The sequence below is a fragment of the Treponema bryantii genome, from assembly GCF_036492245.1.
Lineage (GTDB): Bacteria > Spirochaetota > Spirochaetia > Treponematales > Treponemataceae > Treponema_D > Treponema_D bryantii_C.
On sequence record NZ_AP025287.1, the window covers coordinates 51,151 to 67,510 of the forward strand.

The 16,360-nt window shown below is 34.2% G+C and carries 25 protein-coding genes; 17 read left to right on the forward strand and 8 right to left on the reverse strand.

The genetic code is table 11. The annotated features are described in order from the left end of the window. Positions 1-94: 94 nt before the first annotated feature. From AABJ44_RS15120 to AABJ44_RS15155, 8 genes are all read right to left on the reverse strand, one after another. Complete coding sequence (locus AABJ44_RS15120; RefSeq protein ID WP_338371325.1) at positions 95-658, reverse strand: hypothetical protein; 564 nt, start codon at positions 656-658, stop codon at positions 95-97. Positions 659-696: 38 nt separating this feature from the next. Further along, complete coding sequence (locus AABJ44_RS15125; protein WP_338371327.1) at positions 697-951, reverse strand: hypothetical protein; 255 nt, start codon at positions 949-951, stop codon at positions 697-699. Positions 952-1,037: 86 nt separating this feature from the next. Next, positions 1,038-1,307, reverse strand: a complete 270-nt coding sequence (locus AABJ44_RS15130) for a DUF6874 family protein (RefSeq protein WP_338371328.1) — start codon at positions 1,305-1,307, stop codon at positions 1,038-1,040. Positions 1,308-1,437: 130 nt separating this feature from the next. Next, entirely contained in the window at positions 1,438-2,985 is a 1,548-nt protein-coding gene (locus tag AABJ44_RS15135) for a YifB family Mg chelatase-like AAA ATPase (protein WP_338371329.1), read from the reverse strand. 169 nt (positions 2,986-3,154) lie between these two features. Next, positions 3,155-3,445: a hypothetical protein gene (locus AABJ44_RS15140; protein ID WP_338371330.1), complete on the reverse strand. Its 291-nt coding sequence runs from the start codon at positions 3,443-3,445 to the stop codon at positions 3,155-3,157. Beyond that, complete coding sequence (locus AABJ44_RS15145) at positions 3,417-3,722, reverse strand: hypothetical protein (RefSeq protein WP_338371331.1); 306 nt, start codon at positions 3,720-3,722, stop codon at positions 3,417-3,419. The genes AABJ44_RS15140 and AABJ44_RS15145 overlap by 29 nt, the downstream gene beginning before the upstream one ends. A gap of 10 nt (positions 3,723-3,732) precedes the next feature. Beyond that, positions 3,733-3,939 (reverse strand): hypothetical protein, encoded by a 207-nt coding sequence (locus AABJ44_RS15150; RefSeq protein ID WP_338371332.1) that lies wholly within the window; start codon positions 3,937-3,939, stop codon positions 3,733-3,735. A 71-nt stretch (positions 3,940-4,010) separates the two neighbouring features. Beyond that, the gene (locus tag AABJ44_RS15155) at positions 4,011-4,418 is read right to left on the reverse strand and encodes a single-stranded DNA-binding protein (RefSeq protein WP_338371334.1); all 408 of its coding nucleotides are present in this window, start codon (positions 4,416-4,418) and stop codon (positions 4,011-4,013) included. A 943-nt stretch (positions 4,419-5,361) separates the two neighbouring features. On the opposite strand from AABJ44_RS15155, the gene AABJ44_RS15160 reads away from it, so the two are divergent. The 17 genes from AABJ44_RS15160 (at position 5,362) to AABJ44_RS15240 (ending at position 16,178) form a co-directional block, all read left to right on the forward strand. Beyond that, on the forward strand, positions 5,362-6,327 hold the full coding sequence (locus tag AABJ44_RS15160; protein ID WP_338371335.1) for a replication protein RepA: 966 nt from the start codon (positions 5,362-5,364) through the stop codon (positions 6,325-6,327). A gap of 786 nt (positions 6,328-7,113) precedes the next feature. Beyond that, a complete protein-coding gene (locus AABJ44_RS15165; protein ID WP_338371336.1) occupies positions 7,114-7,410 on the forward strand; it encodes a type II toxin-antitoxin system RelE/ParE family toxin in 297 nt (98 codons plus the stop codon). Positions 7,411-7,412: 2 nt separating this feature from the next. After that, complete coding sequence (locus tag AABJ44_RS15170; RefSeq protein WP_338371337.1) at positions 7,413-7,700, forward strand: hypothetical protein; 288 nt, start codon at positions 7,413-7,415, stop codon at positions 7,698-7,700. A gap of 202 nt (positions 7,701-7,902) precedes the next feature. Then, positions 7,903-8,703 carry a flagellar basal body-associated FliL family protein gene (locus tag AABJ44_RS15175; RefSeq protein ID WP_338371338.1) on the forward strand — a complete coding sequence of 267 codons (801 nt, stop codon included), beginning with the start codon at positions 7,903-7,905 and terminating at the stop codon, positions 8,701-8,703. A 345-nt stretch (positions 8,704-9,048) separates the two neighbouring features. Beyond that, complete coding sequence (locus tag AABJ44_RS15180) at positions 9,049-11,349, forward strand: DNA topoisomerase (RefSeq protein ID WP_338371339.1); 2,301 nt, start codon at positions 9,049-9,051, stop codon at positions 11,347-11,349. Between the two features lie 28 nt (positions 11,350-11,377). After that, a complete protein-coding gene (locus AABJ44_RS15185) occupies positions 11,378-11,740 on the forward strand; it encodes a hypothetical protein (protein ID WP_338371340.1) in 363 nt (120 codons plus the stop codon). Between the two features lie 7 nt (positions 11,741-11,747). Then, positions 11,748-11,870 carry a hypothetical protein gene (locus AABJ44_RS15190; RefSeq protein WP_338371342.1) on the forward strand — a complete coding sequence of 41 codons (123 nt, stop codon included), beginning with the start codon at positions 11,748-11,750 and terminating at the stop codon, positions 11,868-11,870. Between the two features lie 60 nt (positions 11,871-11,930). Continuing rightward, positions 11,931-12,857, forward strand: coding sequence for a replication initiation protein (locus tag AABJ44_RS15195; RefSeq protein WP_338371343.1), 927 nt, complete (start codon positions 11,931-11,933; stop codon positions 12,855-12,857). Positions 12,858-13,021: 164 nt separating this feature from the next. After that, entirely contained in the window at positions 13,022-13,231 is a 210-nt protein-coding gene (locus AABJ44_RS15200) for a hypothetical protein (protein WP_338371345.1), read from the forward strand. Continuing rightward, a complete protein-coding gene (locus AABJ44_RS15205; RefSeq protein ID WP_338371347.1) occupies positions 13,231-13,491 on the forward strand; it encodes a hypothetical protein in 261 nt (86 codons plus the stop codon). Before AABJ44_RS15200 ends, AABJ44_RS15205 begins: the two co-directional genes overlap by 1 nt. Positions 13,492-13,496: 5 nt before the next feature. Continuing rightward, a complete protein-coding gene (locus tag AABJ44_RS15210; RefSeq protein ID WP_338371350.1) occupies positions 13,497-13,778 on the forward strand; it encodes a hypothetical protein in 282 nt (93 codons plus the stop codon). Positions 13,779-13,781: 3 nt separating this feature from the next. Next, positions 13,782-14,108: a hypothetical protein gene (locus AABJ44_RS15215; RefSeq protein WP_338371351.1), complete on the forward strand. Its 327-nt coding sequence runs from the start codon at positions 13,782-13,784 to the stop codon at positions 14,106-14,108. Beyond that, complete coding sequence (locus AABJ44_RS15220; RefSeq protein ID WP_338371353.1) at positions 14,098-14,379, forward strand: hypothetical protein; 282 nt, start codon at positions 14,098-14,100, stop codon at positions 14,377-14,379. The genes AABJ44_RS15215 and AABJ44_RS15220 overlap by 11 nt, the downstream gene beginning before the upstream one ends. Before the next feature lie 15 nt (positions 14,380-14,394). After that, positions 14,395-14,670: a hypothetical protein gene (locus AABJ44_RS15225; RefSeq protein WP_338371354.1), complete on the forward strand. Its 276-nt coding sequence runs from the start codon at positions 14,395-14,397 to the stop codon at positions 14,668-14,670. Next, complete coding sequence (locus AABJ44_RS15230) at positions 14,657-15,658, forward strand: HipA domain-containing protein (protein WP_338371355.1); 1,002 nt, start codon at positions 14,657-14,659, stop codon at positions 15,656-15,658. The genes AABJ44_RS15225 and AABJ44_RS15230 overlap by 14 nt, the downstream gene beginning before the upstream one ends. Further along, positions 15,659-15,844, forward strand: coding sequence for a hypothetical protein (locus AABJ44_RS15235; protein WP_338371356.1), 186 nt, complete (start codon positions 15,659-15,661; stop codon positions 15,842-15,844). After that, positions 15,837-16,178 carry a hypothetical protein gene (locus tag AABJ44_RS15240; protein WP_338371358.1) on the forward strand — a complete coding sequence of 114 codons (342 nt, stop codon included), beginning with the start codon at positions 15,837-15,839 and terminating at the stop codon, positions 16,176-16,178. The genes AABJ44_RS15235 and AABJ44_RS15240 overlap by 8 nt, the downstream gene beginning before the upstream one ends. Positions 16,179-16,360: the final 182 nt, after the last annotated feature.

The following is a 16,360-nucleotide window of genomic DNA, read 5'->3' on the forward strand; positions in this document are numbered from 1 at the left end:
GCTGCGGAAAGTGGCTCTGTTCTTCGCTAGAAGATCAGGACACTTTCTGCATTCAACTTCATAAAAAGTTCGTTCGAACGAACTTTTGTAAAAATTAAAATAATTCCAACTGTTGAGCGTGTCGCCATTTGTTGAGTTCTTCTTGTGTATAAGAGGAACTTTTCATCGGTGTTTTCATAAACTCTTCACGTTCTTTTTTCAGTTGTTCTTCCTTTTCTTTTTTGATTTTTTCTTGCTCGATTTTTTCAAGTCTTGCTTTTTCTTTTTCTGCCTTTTCTTTTTCAAGCTTGTTGTAGATTTCATCATCAAAATAAGAGATTGCCATAGCAAAAACTTTTCCGCTCTGAATCATAGCAACATTGCCTTTAGACATAGCCTTGATTTTTTCCTTGATGTATTCAAAGCATTTAGGAACTAGGTCGGGTTTGTATTTTTCTACAAAGTACGGATTCCGTTCTGTTTCCTTTTCAAGATATTTTTTGATTACCTTGATATAAAGGCTTTCTTGATTTTTAGTAGGCTCTGGAGCTTTAAGGTCAGAAGAAAGGGTAAAGTCTTTCTGATACCCATTATTTTCTTCGTCTTCTGTTTCTGCTAAAACTTCATCATCATAGGTTTCGTCATATTCTTCATCATAGATTTCATCAAGTTCATCCATATTCAATACTCCTTAAAAGTTCGTTCGAACGAACTTTTTTAATTGTTCAAGACATTGTTGATAACTACGTCTTGCGGATACTCTGCAATAACATACTTTCCGTCTAAAATGCGGTTTACAGTTGAGTAATTCTGTAAAGCAAAATACTGTTTAAGCTCACGTTTTTTGCAAAGGTCAAAACTTGATTTCTTGATGATATTAAGAAAATCCTTCTTAAACTTTTTATAGTTCTGAGTGAAGGTCAGAACTGTCTGTTTTGTTGTATAGATTGCGTAAAAAGACTCTTTTTTCATAGCAATTTCCTCAAAAAAGTATAAAGTGTAACTAAAAAAACATTAAAGTTTTCAGTTATTTCTGCCGATAATAAAGCGGGATTCTGTCAGATTGCACATCTTGGAAGAAAGCCGTTTTCCATTTGTTTTGTCTTGCGGTTAAAGTTTCCGTAGATTCCACAAATATCGTGGAAAAAATCTGAATCAGAAAAAGACATAAGTCTTTCAAGATTCAAAGGGATAACTTTATCCGTATATGTCAGGTCTAAAATCAGAGGGAATCGAGTTTCATAGATTCTTCTGATTTCATTATTCTCAAAGGCTCTGTCTGCGATTTGAGAAAGCTTTTCATAATTTTTCTTTGCCATTTCGTTCATAGACAATTCCTTTTTTTTCTTGATGATTCCGTGTTGCCAAGTCTTTCGACCTGGCGACACGGAAATATAAACTGTAACTATTTTTTTCAGAAAGCAGCTGAACTACGGTTCACGGAACGTGATCCGTGGTTTAGCATGCTTTCGGCTCTGAGGTATAAAGTCCAACGTCTTCCAAAACCTCAAAGTTTTTTACAAGTGAAAAACTTTCGTTCATATCTGCAAGATTGATTTCCTTGCGGTTATCAAGGTTTGCGATTGTGAGGGCAACTTTCCAAAGCATTGCAATTCTGCGTGGAGAAAGTTCATTTTCTTTCTTCTGTGCAAAGTTGCGGACTTCGTTTGAAGAATTGTTCTGAAGTTCAAGGATTTCGATAGGAGAAAGGTCTGCGTTGTAAACTCCTTTTTCTCTCTGAATTTTAGTAGCATTTGCAACACATTTTCTGATTTCTTCTGTGGAGTAAGTGCAGACACGTTCTTCATCATTTTTTGCGTTTGTATCGCAAACAATACATCGGTCAATCAATGGTGCAGAAAACTTTTTCCAATACTGTTCAATTGATTTGGGAGAACATAAGCAGATACGCTCTTTATCTCCAAGGTTTCCGCAAGGGCAAGGATTTGTAGCACCGATAAAGGTGAAGTTAGAAGGATAAACTGTTGTTCTGCCTGCTCTGCTCAAAGTAATAGATTTTGATTCCATTGGAACACGTAGCATTTGAAGAACTGAACTTCTGAATTCTGCGGTTTCGTCAAGGAATAAAATACCATTATGAGAAAGAGAGATTTCGCCAGGTCTGCAACTAGCACCGCCGCCGCAGATTCCCTCGATTGAGGCGGTCTGATGTGGCATACGGAAAGGCGGATAATTGATTGAAGGGCGGTTAGAAGATAAAAGACCGCTTAAAGAAAAGATTCTTGATACGCTTTCCTTTTCCTTTTTTGTCAGTCTTGGAAGAAACATAGGAAGTTTCTGAACTGTCATAGTTTTTCCGTTACCAACACGACCAACACCAAGGATGTGGTGGTGTCCGCTTATGGCAACAATCAAGGCTTTCAAGAATCTTGGATTGATAGTAGTTCCCTTGATTTCTTCATACTGTTCATCATTAAAAGCGATTCCGTTGACTACAGTTTCTGTTTCACTTGTTTCTTCTGATTCAGTCATAACCGATTCATAACTGTCAGAATCGAACATCTGAGAATAACAATCGCTCAAGGAAGAAACAAAAAGAACATTGATTCCCTCGATTGAAGACACTTCATTCTTGTTTGCAAGTGGAAGAATAAAATGAGAGATTCCGTTACTGATTGCGTTCTGTACACAGGCAAAAACACCTTTTACCGCTCGGATACTTCCGTTAAGTTCTGTTTCACCCATAATCATAGTAGGGTAGGGGAGTTCTTTCTGTTCGTTTGCACAGATAACAGAAACACAGATTGGAAGGTCAAAACCGCAACCTTCTTTTCTAAGGTCGCAAGGAGAAAGAGAGATTAAAACTCTTTCTGTCGGATACGGAACATTTGAGTTCTTGAAGGCACATTGAACACGTTCACGAGTTTCTTTTACCTGAGCGTCTGCAAGACCTACAATGTCGCAAGCTGGGATTCCTCTTCTTACATCTGATTCAACAGATACAAGAGAACCTTCGTAACCAAAATTTGAAAATGAATAAATCATAAAAACCTCTTACGGTGAAAAGTTTGAGTACGAGGAAATTTCACCATTTGTTTTCCAAGTACAAGAAAGAAAGTTCGTTCAACCGAACTTTCTAAAAACAATTATAAATCATTGTTTGAAATATGTCAATGACATTTTTCTATAAAGTATAAACTGTAACAATTTACAGTTAGAAGAAATACATTGAAGAATCCTTGTAAATCTGCCATTGGTCAAAGTTCTCTTTTGTCTTCTGCAAGATTTCCTCTGTTTCTTCTTCGGTCAAAGACTTGGATAAAAAGCTTTTGACTTCGTTGATTGTATCAAGTCGGATGGTTAAAGGCATATTATCAATTTTCACTCCATATTTAATTTTATCAATGGGAAGACCATTTGATATTAAGAAGAACGGCTCTATTTTAGGCTCTTTTTTGACTTCGATTTCATCAAAGTCAAATAGCAGATTCTGCATTAAGTCCATAGTCATACTCCTTATAGATTTTGTTGGCAAAATATAAATACTGACAGTACAGTTTAAGATTCTTCCAACAGTAAGAAGAAAGAGTTTTATCAAGGAAGAATGAATATTGAGCCATAAAAAAAAGATAGGCTATAAGCAGAAAGTCGGGTTTACGCTGCTTTCTGTAGAAGTCCTTTTTAAGTCTTTTTGATTTGTCCGCATATTCATTCTTGATATAAAAAACTCTTATATCTGCCCGAACATTAAAGTTCATCATTTTTTGAATAAGGTCATTCATAGAATAACTCCTAGGCAACATTTTCAAAGATAACTTTTGCAAATTCTCCGTCTGGGTCTATTTCTACAACATAGGCGGAAAAATAAGTCGGACAGTAAAAAAATTTTCCCTCGGCATCCGCTTGGAAGTCATTAAGATTCAATTTTTTTCCGTAGTGGGTAACATAGGGATTATTATTTTTATCGTATTTGATTTTCTGATAGCGTGGCTTTTTCATAGAATCTCCTGAGCAAAAAGAAAGACACGGAAAGAGTTTTTCCGTGCCTTGTTTGGTGGGGTTATCCTAGCTTAGAACACCATTTCGACATTCTGTTCTGTCTTACGTTCTTCTGCCTGTGTCTGTTCGGTTTTCGGCTCTTCCTTGTTCAAGATTGGCTTGTACTCGATATGTTCTGCGATTACGAAAACACGAGAGTGAGATTTGCCCTCACTATCTTTCCAAGTGTCTTGTTTAAGGCGACCAACAACACGAACACCACGACCTTTCTTTCCCTTCTCTGCGAAGAACTCTGCGATGTTGCCGTAAGAATCTACATCAAAGAAAGAAGCCTCGTTTACGTCTTCATTGTTGCGGTTCTTGTAGTAGCGGTTTACACCGATAGTACCTTTTGCAACTTTAAAGCCAGCCATTGGCTCTGTAATCTCAACATCACGAACGAGATTACCTTCAAGAATGATAGAATTCAACTGATTCATAAAAAACTCCTATATCGGTGAGAGATTTATTCGAAGAAGTTGCGTTTCACCATTTCGCAATTTCTATATGTATTATATAGTATTGTTTGAAACGTGTCAATGACTTATTTCAAAAAAAATTATTTTTTTTCATTTTCTTTTAAAGTATAAACTGTAACTATTTTTCAGTTCAAAATATCTCTAGGTATGTAAAAAGTTAATTTTAGAAATACTTCATCATAATCAAAGAAGATAACATAAAACACAAAACAACAGAGAAAAAAGGATATTTCAAAACTACTACACACCCGACTGCCTCTTCACTAATCGTGCCGAAGGCACAAACGCCCCTCACAAAACGTGAAACACGCAAAAGGTAATGTGCACGGGGGCGTAAATCAACGAATGTCTGATCCGCTTATTCTGGTAGGGTAGGGGAGTGGTAAGAGCTGCGTTTTTCCAGGAATGATAAAATGATGTTAAAATAAAAACCGGAACAGAAGAAGAGTCCCATCCGTTCCGGCAAAAAGTATTGAATACAAATTAAACAAAAGTCTAATTTTGTAATTCTGAATATAATGAAAAACATTTATAAAATCAATATAAAATGTGCTGAACAAATATAAAGAAATGTACATAGAGCTGGTTATCCACAATCCTTATACTGCTACTATTGTTAATAATTGTAAATTTAATTGTTAATTAATTGCTATATAGAAGATAAAGTATAAAGTGTAACAATTTAAAGTACAGAGTGTAAGTATTTAAAGTATAAACTGTAATCAAGAATCTAAGGAATGAAAGACCTAACTAAATGAAATACAACAACTTACAGAGTTTTCCACCGTTAAGTATAAAGTGTAATTAAATTCGAGGGGTTATACACAGGTTAATGTGGATAAATTCGCTATAATCGGGTATAATTGAAATAGAAACTGTAGTTTCAAAAAAAGAAGTATTGAATATGAGTAACCCAGAAGAATCTAATGAATTGATAAAAGTAGACAGCCAGGACAAGTCTTTAATTTCGTATATTCCAAGTCCATTTGTTGTAGCTTCTCTTCCGACAAGAGCCGTTAAGAATGTGCCTTTTGTCAGAAAGTTTAACAATATAACCATGACATTGAACGGAGTAGGACAGATTCCTTATGGAAAAAACGGCCGTCTTCTTCTTTCAATTTTTACTACATACGCAGTAATCTCAAAAAACGTTGACGATAAAAATAACGTCATAATTAATTACAGATCCATAAAAGAGCTTTTAGACGAGTTGGGCTTACCTACAAGCAGAACTACAGAAATTAAAGAGCAGCTTGATTATTTTTCAAAATCAAACTTTGTATTCGAGCAGAAAACAAGACGGGAGATTGAAAAAAAATATTTTCAGAATCTTTTTGGAGAAATAGAAGAAGTTCCACAGAATGTACCTGTTGATGTTACAACTTCCGGAATCATTCCTTTTTTCAGCGGTACTGTAAAAATAGAAACTGTAGACACAAATAAAAAATGTACTGCTTTTTCGATCATCCTGGCTCCACAGTTTACGCAATATTGCAGGGAACATTCTGTTCCAATCAATTACACAGTTTACAAAGAAATAAGTTCTGCACTTGGAAAAGATCTCTATGTCTGGCTTACATACAGAAATAACGCATTGATTGAATCAAACAATAAAGATGGTGTTTTCATTCCTTATGATGCTCTGGTAAATCAGTTCATGCCAGTTAGTGAAGACAGTGGAAGAACTCAGGTCCGAACTAATTATGATTATATAAAAGAACTGATTATAAATATCAAAAATAATTACTACAAAGATTTAAATATTAATTTTAGAAGTGATGGAACAGGACTTGATCTTTTCCCTTCTAAACCTCAGATATTAGATAATGATAAGAGATATGTACTTCTTACAAGTGATATGAAAGTGTAGTACAGTTTATATTTCTTTATCCACATTTTTTATTCTACTACTATTTGTTAATACATTAATTGTTAATTATTTGTATATATAGTAAGAAAAATAGAAACTGTAGTTAAATGAAATAGAAGCTGTAGTCATATCAGTCTTATTTAGAAATAGAAACTGTAGTGGATAAATCAAGTTTTCCACAGGCATTTTGTGGATAAAAAAATATAAAGTGTAGTCATTTTTAAGGTATAGAAAGCATTCAGAAATAGAAACTGTAGTTATATTCAGGACAAAAAATACGAATTGAAATATAAACTGTAGTCATTTTCAAGCCTCTGAGAGTTCCATGAAATAGAAACTGTAGTTATTTCTGGCTTAAAAACTGCGTCTATGAAATAGAAACTGTAGTTATTTTAATGAGTTTTTATCCTTCCGAAATAGAAACTGTAGTCATTTTTAGATGCAGTTCTGGTTCATGAAATAGAAAGTGTAGTTATTTTTCTGTGTAGCAAGGTCTTCTGAAATAGAAACTGTAGTCATTTTTAGAGTGGTAAATAAAACCTGAAATAGAAAGTGTAGTTATTTTTTAAACGACAAAACCTAAAGAAATAGAAACTGTAGTTATTACGGAAAGAGATACAGACCTTTGAAATAGAAACTGTAGTTATGTGGACGCCCTCATTGGGGCGCTTATAAAAATGAATAAAAAAGAAATCAAAAAAGTAAAAAAGCATTTTATGGCATTCTTAACAATTTTTTTCTTTTGATTTTGTTGACATATTCAAATATCAGCATTATATTTAAATCATGAAGTTCACTGTAGAAAGATTACCTCAGGCAAAAGCTGAGATTGATTCTTTAGAACAATCTCAAAAAGAAATGCTTGAAGCAGATTACAAGAAAATACAGGAACAAGGTATTGAATTTGTTCGTGTAAAACCGATTCAAAAAGAAATTTTTGAAATAAAGACGAACGAACTTCGTTCATTGTTTAAATATTCCGCTGGAAGAATTATTGTTATTGGAGTTGTCTTTGTAAAGAAAACCAAGAAAACTCCAAAAGAAAAAATAAAACTTGCTAAACAGCGTTTGAAGGAGGTCTGATTATGGATTATGTTTTTGTAAAAGATTCAGAAGGTTATGTTTTTAAGAAATTAGCATCAGAAATTGCTCCAGATGAAAAAGTAATTTCTGAAAAAGAGTATATGAAAATTTCAGGACTCTCTTCTTATGAAAAGAAATTTGGGCATGGTGGTGCGAGAGAAAACGCTGGAAGAAAACAGAAATTTGCATTACCTCTTAAATTTCAAATTCGAGTAACAAAGGAAGAAAAAGATTTTATAAATTATGCAAGAGAACATAATTTAAATTATTCTGCTTTGATGCAAATGTAGAAAATCACATAACATGCACTTCAAATCGGATGTCGGGTCTGCGCCCGCCACCGTTTAAGTGCGTAGTTATCTGGAACTGTATAGATTTTATTTTGAAATAGAAACTGTAGTTATTAAAAGTACAAAAATATTTTAATTAACATCACTTTCATGATATTATTAATTAGTTCGGAATTGTATTTTATATTAATTTGGAGTTGTTATGAAAAAGAAGATTATTTTCGCATGTTTTATATTCCTAACTGTATTTTGTTCTTTCGCTCAGAATATTGAATTTAAATATTATTCCGATTATTCAAAAGGTTTTTCCGGTTATGCGGCCTCAGCTTATCAGTGCAATCTTAAGGATGCGAATATAAACGAGGAAGATTTTTTTGATAAGATATCTGAAGTTCTTGATGAAGAAATACCACCTGTTCAGAAACTGACAAAAAAGAATAACTGGCTTTTCCAAAAATCTCTTAATGAATGGGATTATGAGGTTGGAGAAGTATATCTGGTTTTTTGTATGGAGTCAGAATATTCAAATGAAGCACTCGTATTTTTTGTTGTTATTGAAGAAAAGAAAGAATTAAGATGGAAAGCTTATAAAGTAAAAGAGGCTGATGTATATAAAATAGAAGAACTGTTTTCCAATGCCGAACCTATAACTGCAATACCAACTTCTGAAGAATATGTTTCTGGACAACGTGAAATCTATGACTGGTATACTTCTTTAGGTATTGTCCTTGGGAAAACAAAAGACGGAAACACGGTAAGAATTGATGTTGCATTTGCATACCGTAAAGAAGACTCGGCAACTCAAAAAGAGATCAGGGAAAGGACTGTCGAGATAAAAGATTATTTAAGACGGTTTATTTCGCAGCATGAAGTAAAAGATTTTAGAAATATTAATAACGAAGATAATTTGGAAAAAGAGATTACAGATGGAATAAACGAACTTATTCTTTCATCTGGAAGAATAAGGGATGTCGTTTTTCAGCAGAAAGATGTAATTGAATAATGGCTGAAATATTTTCTTTAATCTTATAATTGCAAAAAGAAAAAGAAAACATTATAAATATTAATCGTTTAAAAAAATTAAGAAAATTCTTTTTTTCAAAAGATAATTCATTTACGGAAAAGGATTGGAAGGATTTTTGCGTAGCAAAAAAACCGCAGCGTAGCGGAGGTTCGAAGCGATAGCGGAGTCCTGGAAAGCCTGTGTGCGGATTTAATCCGCAATTCCCATAAAACTTTTCTGAAAAATCTCTTCATGCAGAAAATCTCCAAAACGAATAATATAAAAGTGTCTACCAAGTAGCGGTTGACGGTTGGGAAAAATTAATATATTATCGAACCGAAAAAAATGACCATCCTGACCGAAAAAAAGTCTGTCGCAGAAAATTACATTAAAGCACTAAACCTCACAAAAAAAGAAAACGCATGGTACGTTTCATCTGACGGAAAAATTAACTTAACATATGCAGCTGGTCACCTTTACACACTTTTTGACGCTGAAGATTATAACGCTGAAAATAAAAACTGGTATCACAGAAAACTTCCTATAAAACCTGAAAAATACCTTTATAAACCAATCGCCACAAAAAAAACGACTAGAACTGAATGTGAAAAAGTTTTAAAAAACGCAGTTAAAAATGGCGAGGAAATTGTTATTGCAACTGACCCGGACCGTGAAGGAGAAGTTATTGCCCGCCTTATTCTCAGAGCTTGTAAAGCTGATTTTTCAAAAGTGACTCGAATCTGGTGCTGCGAGGGACTCGACAGGACTCAGATTATTTCGGGCATTAAAAGTAGAAAAATAGACAAGACTTATGATTATCTTGCTCTCCAGGGCGAGTATCAGAAAAAAGCCGACTGGATGTTCGGAATTAATTTAACGACAGCCTATACTCTTTTAAACAACGATGGTGAAACATATTCTATAGGTCGTGTACAGACTGCGGTTTTGACAGAAATCTATAATAGACATAAATCCATTCTTTTATTTATGCCTAAAAGATATTATCTGCTGAAGCTTACAATGGAATCGGGCACCGATTCCTTCCTCATAAACACTAAAACTCAGAATACTCACTTTGATGATAAGACAGAGTTAGAGAGAATAAAAGCAGAACTTGAAAAAGATAATGAAGTTATAATTTCATCAGTTGAAAGAGAGCAGAAAAAAGAACTGCCTCCAAAATTGTACGACCTCGCTCAGCTGCAGATAGATGCATATAAAAACTATGACATAGATGTGGACCAATGTCTTGAAATAGCTCAGACTCTTTATAACGAGAAGGGAAAAATTTCATATCCGAGAACTGACTCTGTAGTTCTCAATGACAGTGATGCTGAGAAAACCCATGAGCTTTATAAAAAGATAAAGGATACATATAATTTTGAGTTTACTGAGCCGGAAAGAATTAACGCAGCAAACAAGAGGCTTTTTGATTCAAAGGGAGTTACGGGCCACCACGGAATCATTCCGAGTAACACATATGAAAAAGAAGACTCATTGGACTGGAAGATTTATGACCTTGTTGCTCGCCGTTTCCTTATGTCAGGTATGGGTGAGTATGTTAAGGATGAATATAAGGTTTACTACAGTAAGAAAAATCATTCATATGTTTTCAAAAGCGAAGGTTACCAGACGGTAAGACTTGGATGGAAAGAAGCTGAGTTAGGCTTTGAGGATAAATCTGTTCCTCTTAATAAAAATGTCGGGGAAACAGACAGAATTAAATCAATCGAGATTGTAGAAAAGCTTACAGAGCCTCCAAAATATTATACTCAGGCAACTCTGATCAAGTTCATGAGAAATCCGAACAATTCTGATGAAGAGGGAATAAAGCTTTCTTCAATTGGAACAGAGGCTACCCAGGCATCGATTATCAAGACTCTTTTTGTAAGGAAGTATATTCATAACGTTGGAAAACATATTGAGATTCTTCCGAAGGGAATAAAAATAATCGAGCAGATTATGGACAATTCTGTATTGATGAACAATACCAATGTTGAAACTACTACAAGGTGGGAAAAACTTAATAAGGAGAATCCTTCTTTATTCCTGGAGAATGTTGAAAAGCTTACTGAAAAATCGATTTCAAATATGAGGGGAAATATGGAAACTGTAATTGCACAGAGGGAAATCGGAATCTGCCCGGCCTGCGGCGGAAAGATTATGAAGGGAAAGAACGGTTTTTACTGTTCCGGTTATAAAGAGAAAGGCTGCGAGAACAACATCAATTATCATGTTATGGGGCACGATATTGATGAGAACTTTATGAAAGCTTTCCTGGAAAGTAAGAAAACTGATGTTATGAACGGAGTAAAGAAGGATGGTTCACAGGTTCAGTTTTATTTCAGGATTGATGAAAACGGAAAGTTTACGATTGTATTTGTCGGAAACAATGAAAAAATCTGTGAATGCCCTAAGTGTGGGAAAGGCATCTTTGAAAAAAAGATGGTCTATAAATGTGAAAACGCTGACTGCGGCTTTTTCATGTGGAAACAGACTTCGGGAATCAAGTTTGGTCCGGATATGATAAAGACTTTATGTGAAGGGGGTGAAATAAAGACAGAGCAGACAAAGAAAGATAAAAGCACTGCGAAAGTTACCGTAAGGCTTGATGAAACAAGAGAGAAAATAGAAATAAGTTATTGATTAAAAAAGTAAAAAGGAAAGGAAAAAAATGGAACACGTGGTACATTTTGAACAGGAGAGAATTAACGTTGAGCTGTACATGGAAAAACTTCTGGATGTAAAAGAAGAATGCGAGTACGGTTCTGAAAAAAGAAGAAAGCTTATAGGGGATGGAGTAAGGCTTGTTAGAACTCTTATTGCAAAAGTGTACGAGGAAGGAATAAAAGACGGTCGTACAAGTGAAAAGGTAGATGTTGTAAGTCTTCTAGCCAGAATGACAAAAAATCTTAATGATCAGATTGTCTTGAATTTTCTGAAGGAAGACAACGAGGAAGACACTGTAAAGTGTTTTGATGTTCTGCTTGATAATTATGAGAAAGTAAGAAATGACCAGGATAATCAGGTGGCTTAAAAACCATATGGCGGACCAGTGTTTTTTAGAGAACATTGATCTTGCCAGAAAGCTTGTAAAGATTGCATTTGTTGTAGTGTTCGTGGGAATCCTTGCATCTTATGTAGTTTTGAAAAATGTCATTGACTAATTAAAAAGAAGAAGATAATATTAACGTATTGAATACAAATTTATAAACAAAAGGTAATTTATGAAAAAAGAGTTAGAGAAAAAGGATAAGTTATCTTTATCTTATCTTCCGAGTGCCTTTATAACGGCAAGTCTTCCTTTAAGGGATATAAAGAGTAATGTCTTTACAAGGAAGTACAACAATATATCAATGGTCATAACAGGATCTTCCAAAGTTCCTTACGGTTCTTACGGAAGACTTGTTTTGAGCCTTTTGACTACTCATGCGGTTGTAGACAGAAAATCAGAAAACGGAACTGTTGAAATCTATTTTGACCGTGAAAAAGATTTTCTGAACGAGCTTCAGGCTCCGGCCTCCAGAGCAGAAAAGTTCCGTGAGCAGCTGCAGGCGTTTTCTACATCGTCATTTTTATATCAGGCAAAAATAACAAAGGACTTCAATAAAAAAGAAATCTTTGAGGATGTTGAGACAAAAGACAGTAAACTCAAAGTTTCTTTATATAATTCGGGAAATATACCGTTCATCAAAAATCTTCAGTATATGTCAGTTGAAAACGAGGATGTTAATGCTGACAAGAAAAGAAGAAATTTTAAGATTATACTCAGTGCCGATTTTGTAAACCTCTGTTCTGAGCATTCTGTTCCGATTAATTATTCAACTTACAGTTCTATTAAGAACGCTACCGGAAAAGATATGTATGCCTGGTTTGTTTACAGAAACAATTTTCTCAAAGATAACGAGCCCATCTTTATTCCGAAGGAAAAGTTTGTAGAACAGTTCATGCCGGTAAAGAACATGGAAAATTATGCAGTAATGCTTAATACAAACTTTCAGTATCTTAAAGAACGTATCAGTGAGATTAAACAGTATTATCCTGAGCTTAATGTAGTTGTAGCGAAGGAAGGGGCTGGAATCATTTTATTCAAGAGTCCTAATCAGATCACTGAAAGCGATAAGAGATACATACTTATTACGGGCGGTAAATAATAGTTACATATACTATATGCGACTGATACGAGGTAGACAAAATGGACAATAATATATTAGATGTTAAATATTCGAAGGAAACTTTTAATTTTCTGATGCAGGTCTTGAACTATGTTTTTGAAAGGGAAAAGAACGCTGCATCTAAAGATTCAATATTCAATTTAATGAATAAGATCAAGGCAAGCCACAATTGGGAAATTGCAGATACTATAAGTGTAGTTCTTACGCTGGATGCCGTTGATTTTTCAATCATTAATTACTGCTATGAAAGCTTACTCTATGACTCGATGGAAGCCAAAATGGGTAAGTATGGTTGCGGTGATTATTTTACGATTTATTACGAGGAAGACAAACTAAGGAGAGACAACAGGTAATGTACTATGACAGAATCGAATCGGGCGAAGGGGTTTATATTTCATGCGGAAACTATAAAACTTTTGACCTTGCAAAAAGGGCTTGTGATTTCGGAAATAAAGTATATATCAGAAAAATATTTGAAGACAAGGGAGAGGAAGTGGTTACTTCCTGGCGTCTTGTGAAAAATAAAACACAGTCATTTTGTATGTGCCATAGGGTGGATGAAAAAATGAATGAAAAGCTTTCTGATGCATGGACAAAGGCAATGTACGGGTAGGTTTTATGGGATATGAGATAATGCTTGTAGTGCCTGTGATGGTATTCTTCATAAGGTTTTTTATAAAGAATACCGAGCGTGTATGGCTTAAGTTTGTACATCTTGGACTTGGGATTCTTGCCCTCTACCTTTTCTGTTTTGTATATCCGGCTCCTTTAGGGTATGTACCGTATAAACCTTATGTATACTGGAAAGGTGGAAATAAAAAGGGAGAGCTTAGCTATAAATATAAAAACTTTAAGAAGAAGATGCTGCGTAAAGTTGGAATCGAGTTAGTGGAGAAATAGGAAATGGAAGAAATAGTTTTCAAGGCATTTGTAATAATACTTACGATATATTTAATGTTTGGTTTTATTCTGAATAAAATCTGTGAGCTTAAGAATGACAGATGGCATAATTTTTCTTATAAAAAACCGGATGAAGAAAAGGAGTATCTGATCTGTCTTAAAAACCAGAAGATGAAAGTCAGTACTTACAATCTTAAAAACCTTTGTTTTGAGCAGAAAGATGTTGTTGCCTGGAGAGAACTTCCGGAAGGAAATGAGGTTGTTTCGAAGATGATGAAAAATCCGGCCGGATATTTAATTGGTAAGAAGAAGGATATTAATGTTCAGTAAAAAAGTTGTGATATTCATAGACGGAAAGAAAAAAGTTTTTTTCTCAGAAATTATGAAGTTCATTGAAACAAGTGTAGTTATTCCGTATTCTTTGAAGGAAAGGATAAAGGAACAGATTCTGAAATCTTACAGAAAAGATAAGACTTACGGACAGATTATAAAGCTTGATAAAAAATGTGCGAAAGTTTTTTACGCAGCATACGCTAACGTAACTGGTAAACCTGTAAACGATTATTCTTTTTTATATGAATATGATAATGTAAACTTATAGAAAAGGAGTTTGCCCATGAAAAAACACACTGAAAGCTATATTGATAGTTCAATAAAAGATCCCGATGGCCTTCCTTCTAATGTTCAGGGGATTCTTGATGATTTGAGACAGTATGATAAAGAAGGGAACGGAATCGGCTATACAGACAGGCTTGATGATTTATGGGTTATTGTAAAGAACGCAATGGCTTCGAATGCTATGAGTCAGTGGGCTTGGGATGTAATTGTTCAAAAGTATTGGACTCATGCTGATATTGTTTACAAAAAGGAAATAGAAAGTGGAAATATATAATCTTGATAATTGTGCTTATAGTGTGAAAAATGGAACTTTTGGGGGTAATTCCGGCGATAAGGAAGGAATACTGTTCAATGGAGATTCATGGATTGTAAAATACCCGAAAAAGGGAACTGGATTAAAAGATGTTCAGATGTCTTATACACAGTCTCCTTTATCAGAATATCTTGGAAGTCATGTTTATCAGATTTTAGGTTATCCGGTACATGAAACAATACTTGGCATCCGTAATAATCATTTAGTTGTTGGATGTAAAGATTTATGTTCTAAAGGTGAGACCCTTATTGAATTCCGACAGCTTAAAAATGCATATAATCAGACATTAAGTGAAAAACTTGATATGAGTTTATCTCCAACAGGTGATAGGCATTTTACAAATTTTAACGAGATTGCAATACATTTAAAATATAATCCTCTGCTTAGAAACGTAAAAGGGCTTAATGAAAGATTTTGGGACTGTATTGTTATAGATGGTCTTATTAATAACAATGACCGTAATAGCGGAAACTGGGGAATTATAAGAAGTGAAAAAGAAGATCGTGTTTGTCCGGTTTTTGATAACGGAGCGTCTTTTTCTCCTAATGTACCTGAATACAGAATTGCAGCTAAATTGATTGACCAGAATAAGTTTATAAAATCTGCTTGCGATGGAGTTACAGCATATTCTCTTGATGGAAAAAATAATGCAAGATTTGTTGATTTAATCAAGCTTGATATAGAGCCGTTGAAGAAAGCAATTGAGAAAAATGTTCCTCTTATCACGGAAAAGATGCCTGAGATTCAGAAAATGATTACTGAGATTCCAGAGTCTTTTGAGGGGTATACAGTTATGACTAAAGAACGGAAGGAAGCTTATAAGAAAGAACTTGCTGCAAGAACACAGTTTATTCTTGTTCCTCAGTATGAAAAAAATCATACGACTGTAAGTGAAAGAACGACAGATGTACAGTATGAAGTTTCCAAAGGCCGTAAGGGAAGGAGATAAATGAAGAATTCAGTAATACCGGAAAAATTAACTGTAATTGATTATTTTGCAGTTAATATATTCAATTCACTTATGAATAATGCTGGTTACCAGGTAATTGATAAAAAATCTATAATAAAAGAATCATATGAGCTTGCAGCATATATGACAGAATTAAAAAACAAGGGGGAAAATAAAAATGAATAATAAGTCACCGTTTTATTATTGTGATACACAGTTTTACAAGGTAATGGGATACCTTGAAAACTATCTTAATCAGAACTTTGTGGAAATAGATCAGGAAGAATGGCTATTGGCTGATAAAGCTTTAAGAGAACTAAAAGCTAAGCCTGAAAATGAAAGAACTGCAGACAATTTTTATGCTCTTCTGGATGATAGCGTATCATTCAAGCCTCTGATCAAAGAGCTTTGTGCTGGCGGAAAGTATGCTTTTTTTGAGGACAACAGAAAGTATGTAATTAAAGACATGGATGAACTTCAGTTCAATATGTTTGATTACTACCAGAACTTTCTGAAATAGACAGATAATAAAAAGTTCGATTGAACGAACTTTTTATTTTTGCTATTATATATTATTGTCAACCGTGAGCGAATGGATATAATAATAAAAAAAGTTAAAGGAACAGAAAAGTTTATCGTATGGATGAACGGAGAAAAAACTGACTTCTCCGTTACAAAAAACAATTTCGGATCAGAGTGTTA

Bases quoted from the DNA above. Each gene is read 5' to 3' on its own strand.
- AABJ44_RS15135 (WP_338371329.1), bottom strand. From the start codon at position 2,985: ATGATTTATTCATTTTCAAATTTTGGTTACGAAGGTTCTCTTGTATCT.
- AABJ44_RS15220 (WP_338371353.1), top strand. From the start codon at position 14,098: ATGTTCAGTAAAAAAGTTGTGATATTCATAGACGGAAAGAAAAAAGTT.
- AABJ44_RS15130 (WP_338371328.1), bottom strand. From the start codon at position 1,307: ATGAACGAAATGGCAAAGAAAAATTATGAAAAGCTTTCTCAAATCGCA.
- AABJ44_RS15205 (WP_338371347.1), top strand. From the start codon at position 13,231: ATGTACTATGACAGAATCGAATCGGGCGAAGGGGTTTATATTTCATGC.
- AABJ44_RS15215 (WP_338371351.1), top strand. From the start codon at position 13,782: ATGGAAGAAATAGTTTTCAAGGCATTTGTAATAATACTTACGATATAT.
- AABJ44_RS15235 (WP_338371356.1), top strand. From the start codon at position 15,659: ATGAAGAATTCAGTAATACCGGAAAAATTAACTGTAATTGATTATTTT.
- AABJ44_RS15150 (WP_338371332.1), bottom strand. From the start codon at position 3,939: ATGAAAAAGCCACGCTATCAGAAAATCAAATACGATAAAAATAATAAT.
- AABJ44_RS15185 (WP_338371340.1), top strand. From the start codon at position 11,378: ATGGAACACGTGGTACATTTTGAACAGGAGAGAATTAACGTTGAGCTG.
- AABJ44_RS15160 (WP_338371335.1), top strand. From the start codon at position 5,362: ATGAGTAACCCAGAAGAATCTAATGAATTGATAAAAGTAGACAGCCAG.
- AABJ44_RS15190 (WP_338371342.1), top strand. From the start codon at position 11,748: ATGGCGGACCAGTGTTTTTTAGAGAACATTGATCTTGCCAGAAAGCTT.
- AABJ44_RS15165 (WP_338371336.1), top strand. From the start codon at position 7,114: ATGAAGTTCACTGTAGAAAGATTACCTCAGGCAAAAGCTGAGATTGAT.
- AABJ44_RS15120 (WP_338371325.1), bottom strand. From the start codon at position 658: ATGGATGAACTTGATGAAATCTATGATGAAGAATATGACGAAACCTAT.
- AABJ44_RS15240 (WP_338371358.1), top strand. From the start codon at position 15,837: ATGAATAATAAGTCACCGTTTTATTATTGTGATACACAGTTTTACAAG.
- AABJ44_RS15210 (WP_338371350.1), top strand. From the start codon at position 13,497: ATGGGATATGAGATAATGCTTGTAGTGCCTGTGATGGTATTCTTCATA.
- AABJ44_RS15175 (WP_338371338.1), top strand. From the start codon at position 7,903: ATGAAAAAGAAGATTATTTTCGCATGTTTTATATTCCTAACTGTATTT.
- AABJ44_RS15195 (WP_338371343.1), top strand. From the start codon at position 11,931: ATGAAAAAAGAGTTAGAGAAAAAGGATAAGTTATCTTTATCTTATCTT.
- AABJ44_RS15170 (WP_338371337.1), top strand. From the start codon at position 7,413: ATGGATTATGTTTTTGTAAAAGATTCAGAAGGTTATGTTTTTAAGAAA.
- AABJ44_RS15200 (WP_338371345.1), top strand. From the start codon at position 13,022: ATGAATAAGATCAAGGCAAGCCACAATTGGGAAATTGCAGATACTATA.
- AABJ44_RS15180 (WP_338371339.1), top strand. From the start codon at position 9,049: ATGACCATCCTGACCGAAAAAAAGTCTGTCGCAGAAAATTACATTAAA.
- AABJ44_RS15140 (WP_338371330.1), bottom strand. From the start codon at position 3,445: ATGGACTTAATGCAGAATCTGCTATTTGACTTTGATGAAATCGAAGTC.
- AABJ44_RS15145 (WP_338371331.1), bottom strand. From the start codon at position 3,722: ATGAATGACCTTATTCAAAAAATGATGAACTTTAATGTTCGGGCAGAT.
- AABJ44_RS15125 (WP_338371327.1), bottom strand. From the start codon at position 951: ATGAAAAAAGAGTCTTTTTACGCAATCTATACAACAAAACAGACAGTT.
- AABJ44_RS15225 (WP_338371354.1), top strand. From the start codon at position 14,395: ATGAAAAAACACACTGAAAGCTATATTGATAGTTCAATAAAAGATCCC.
- AABJ44_RS15155 (WP_338371334.1), bottom strand. From the start codon at position 4,418: ATGAATCAGTTGAATTCTATCATTCTTGAAGGTAATCTCGTTCGTGAT.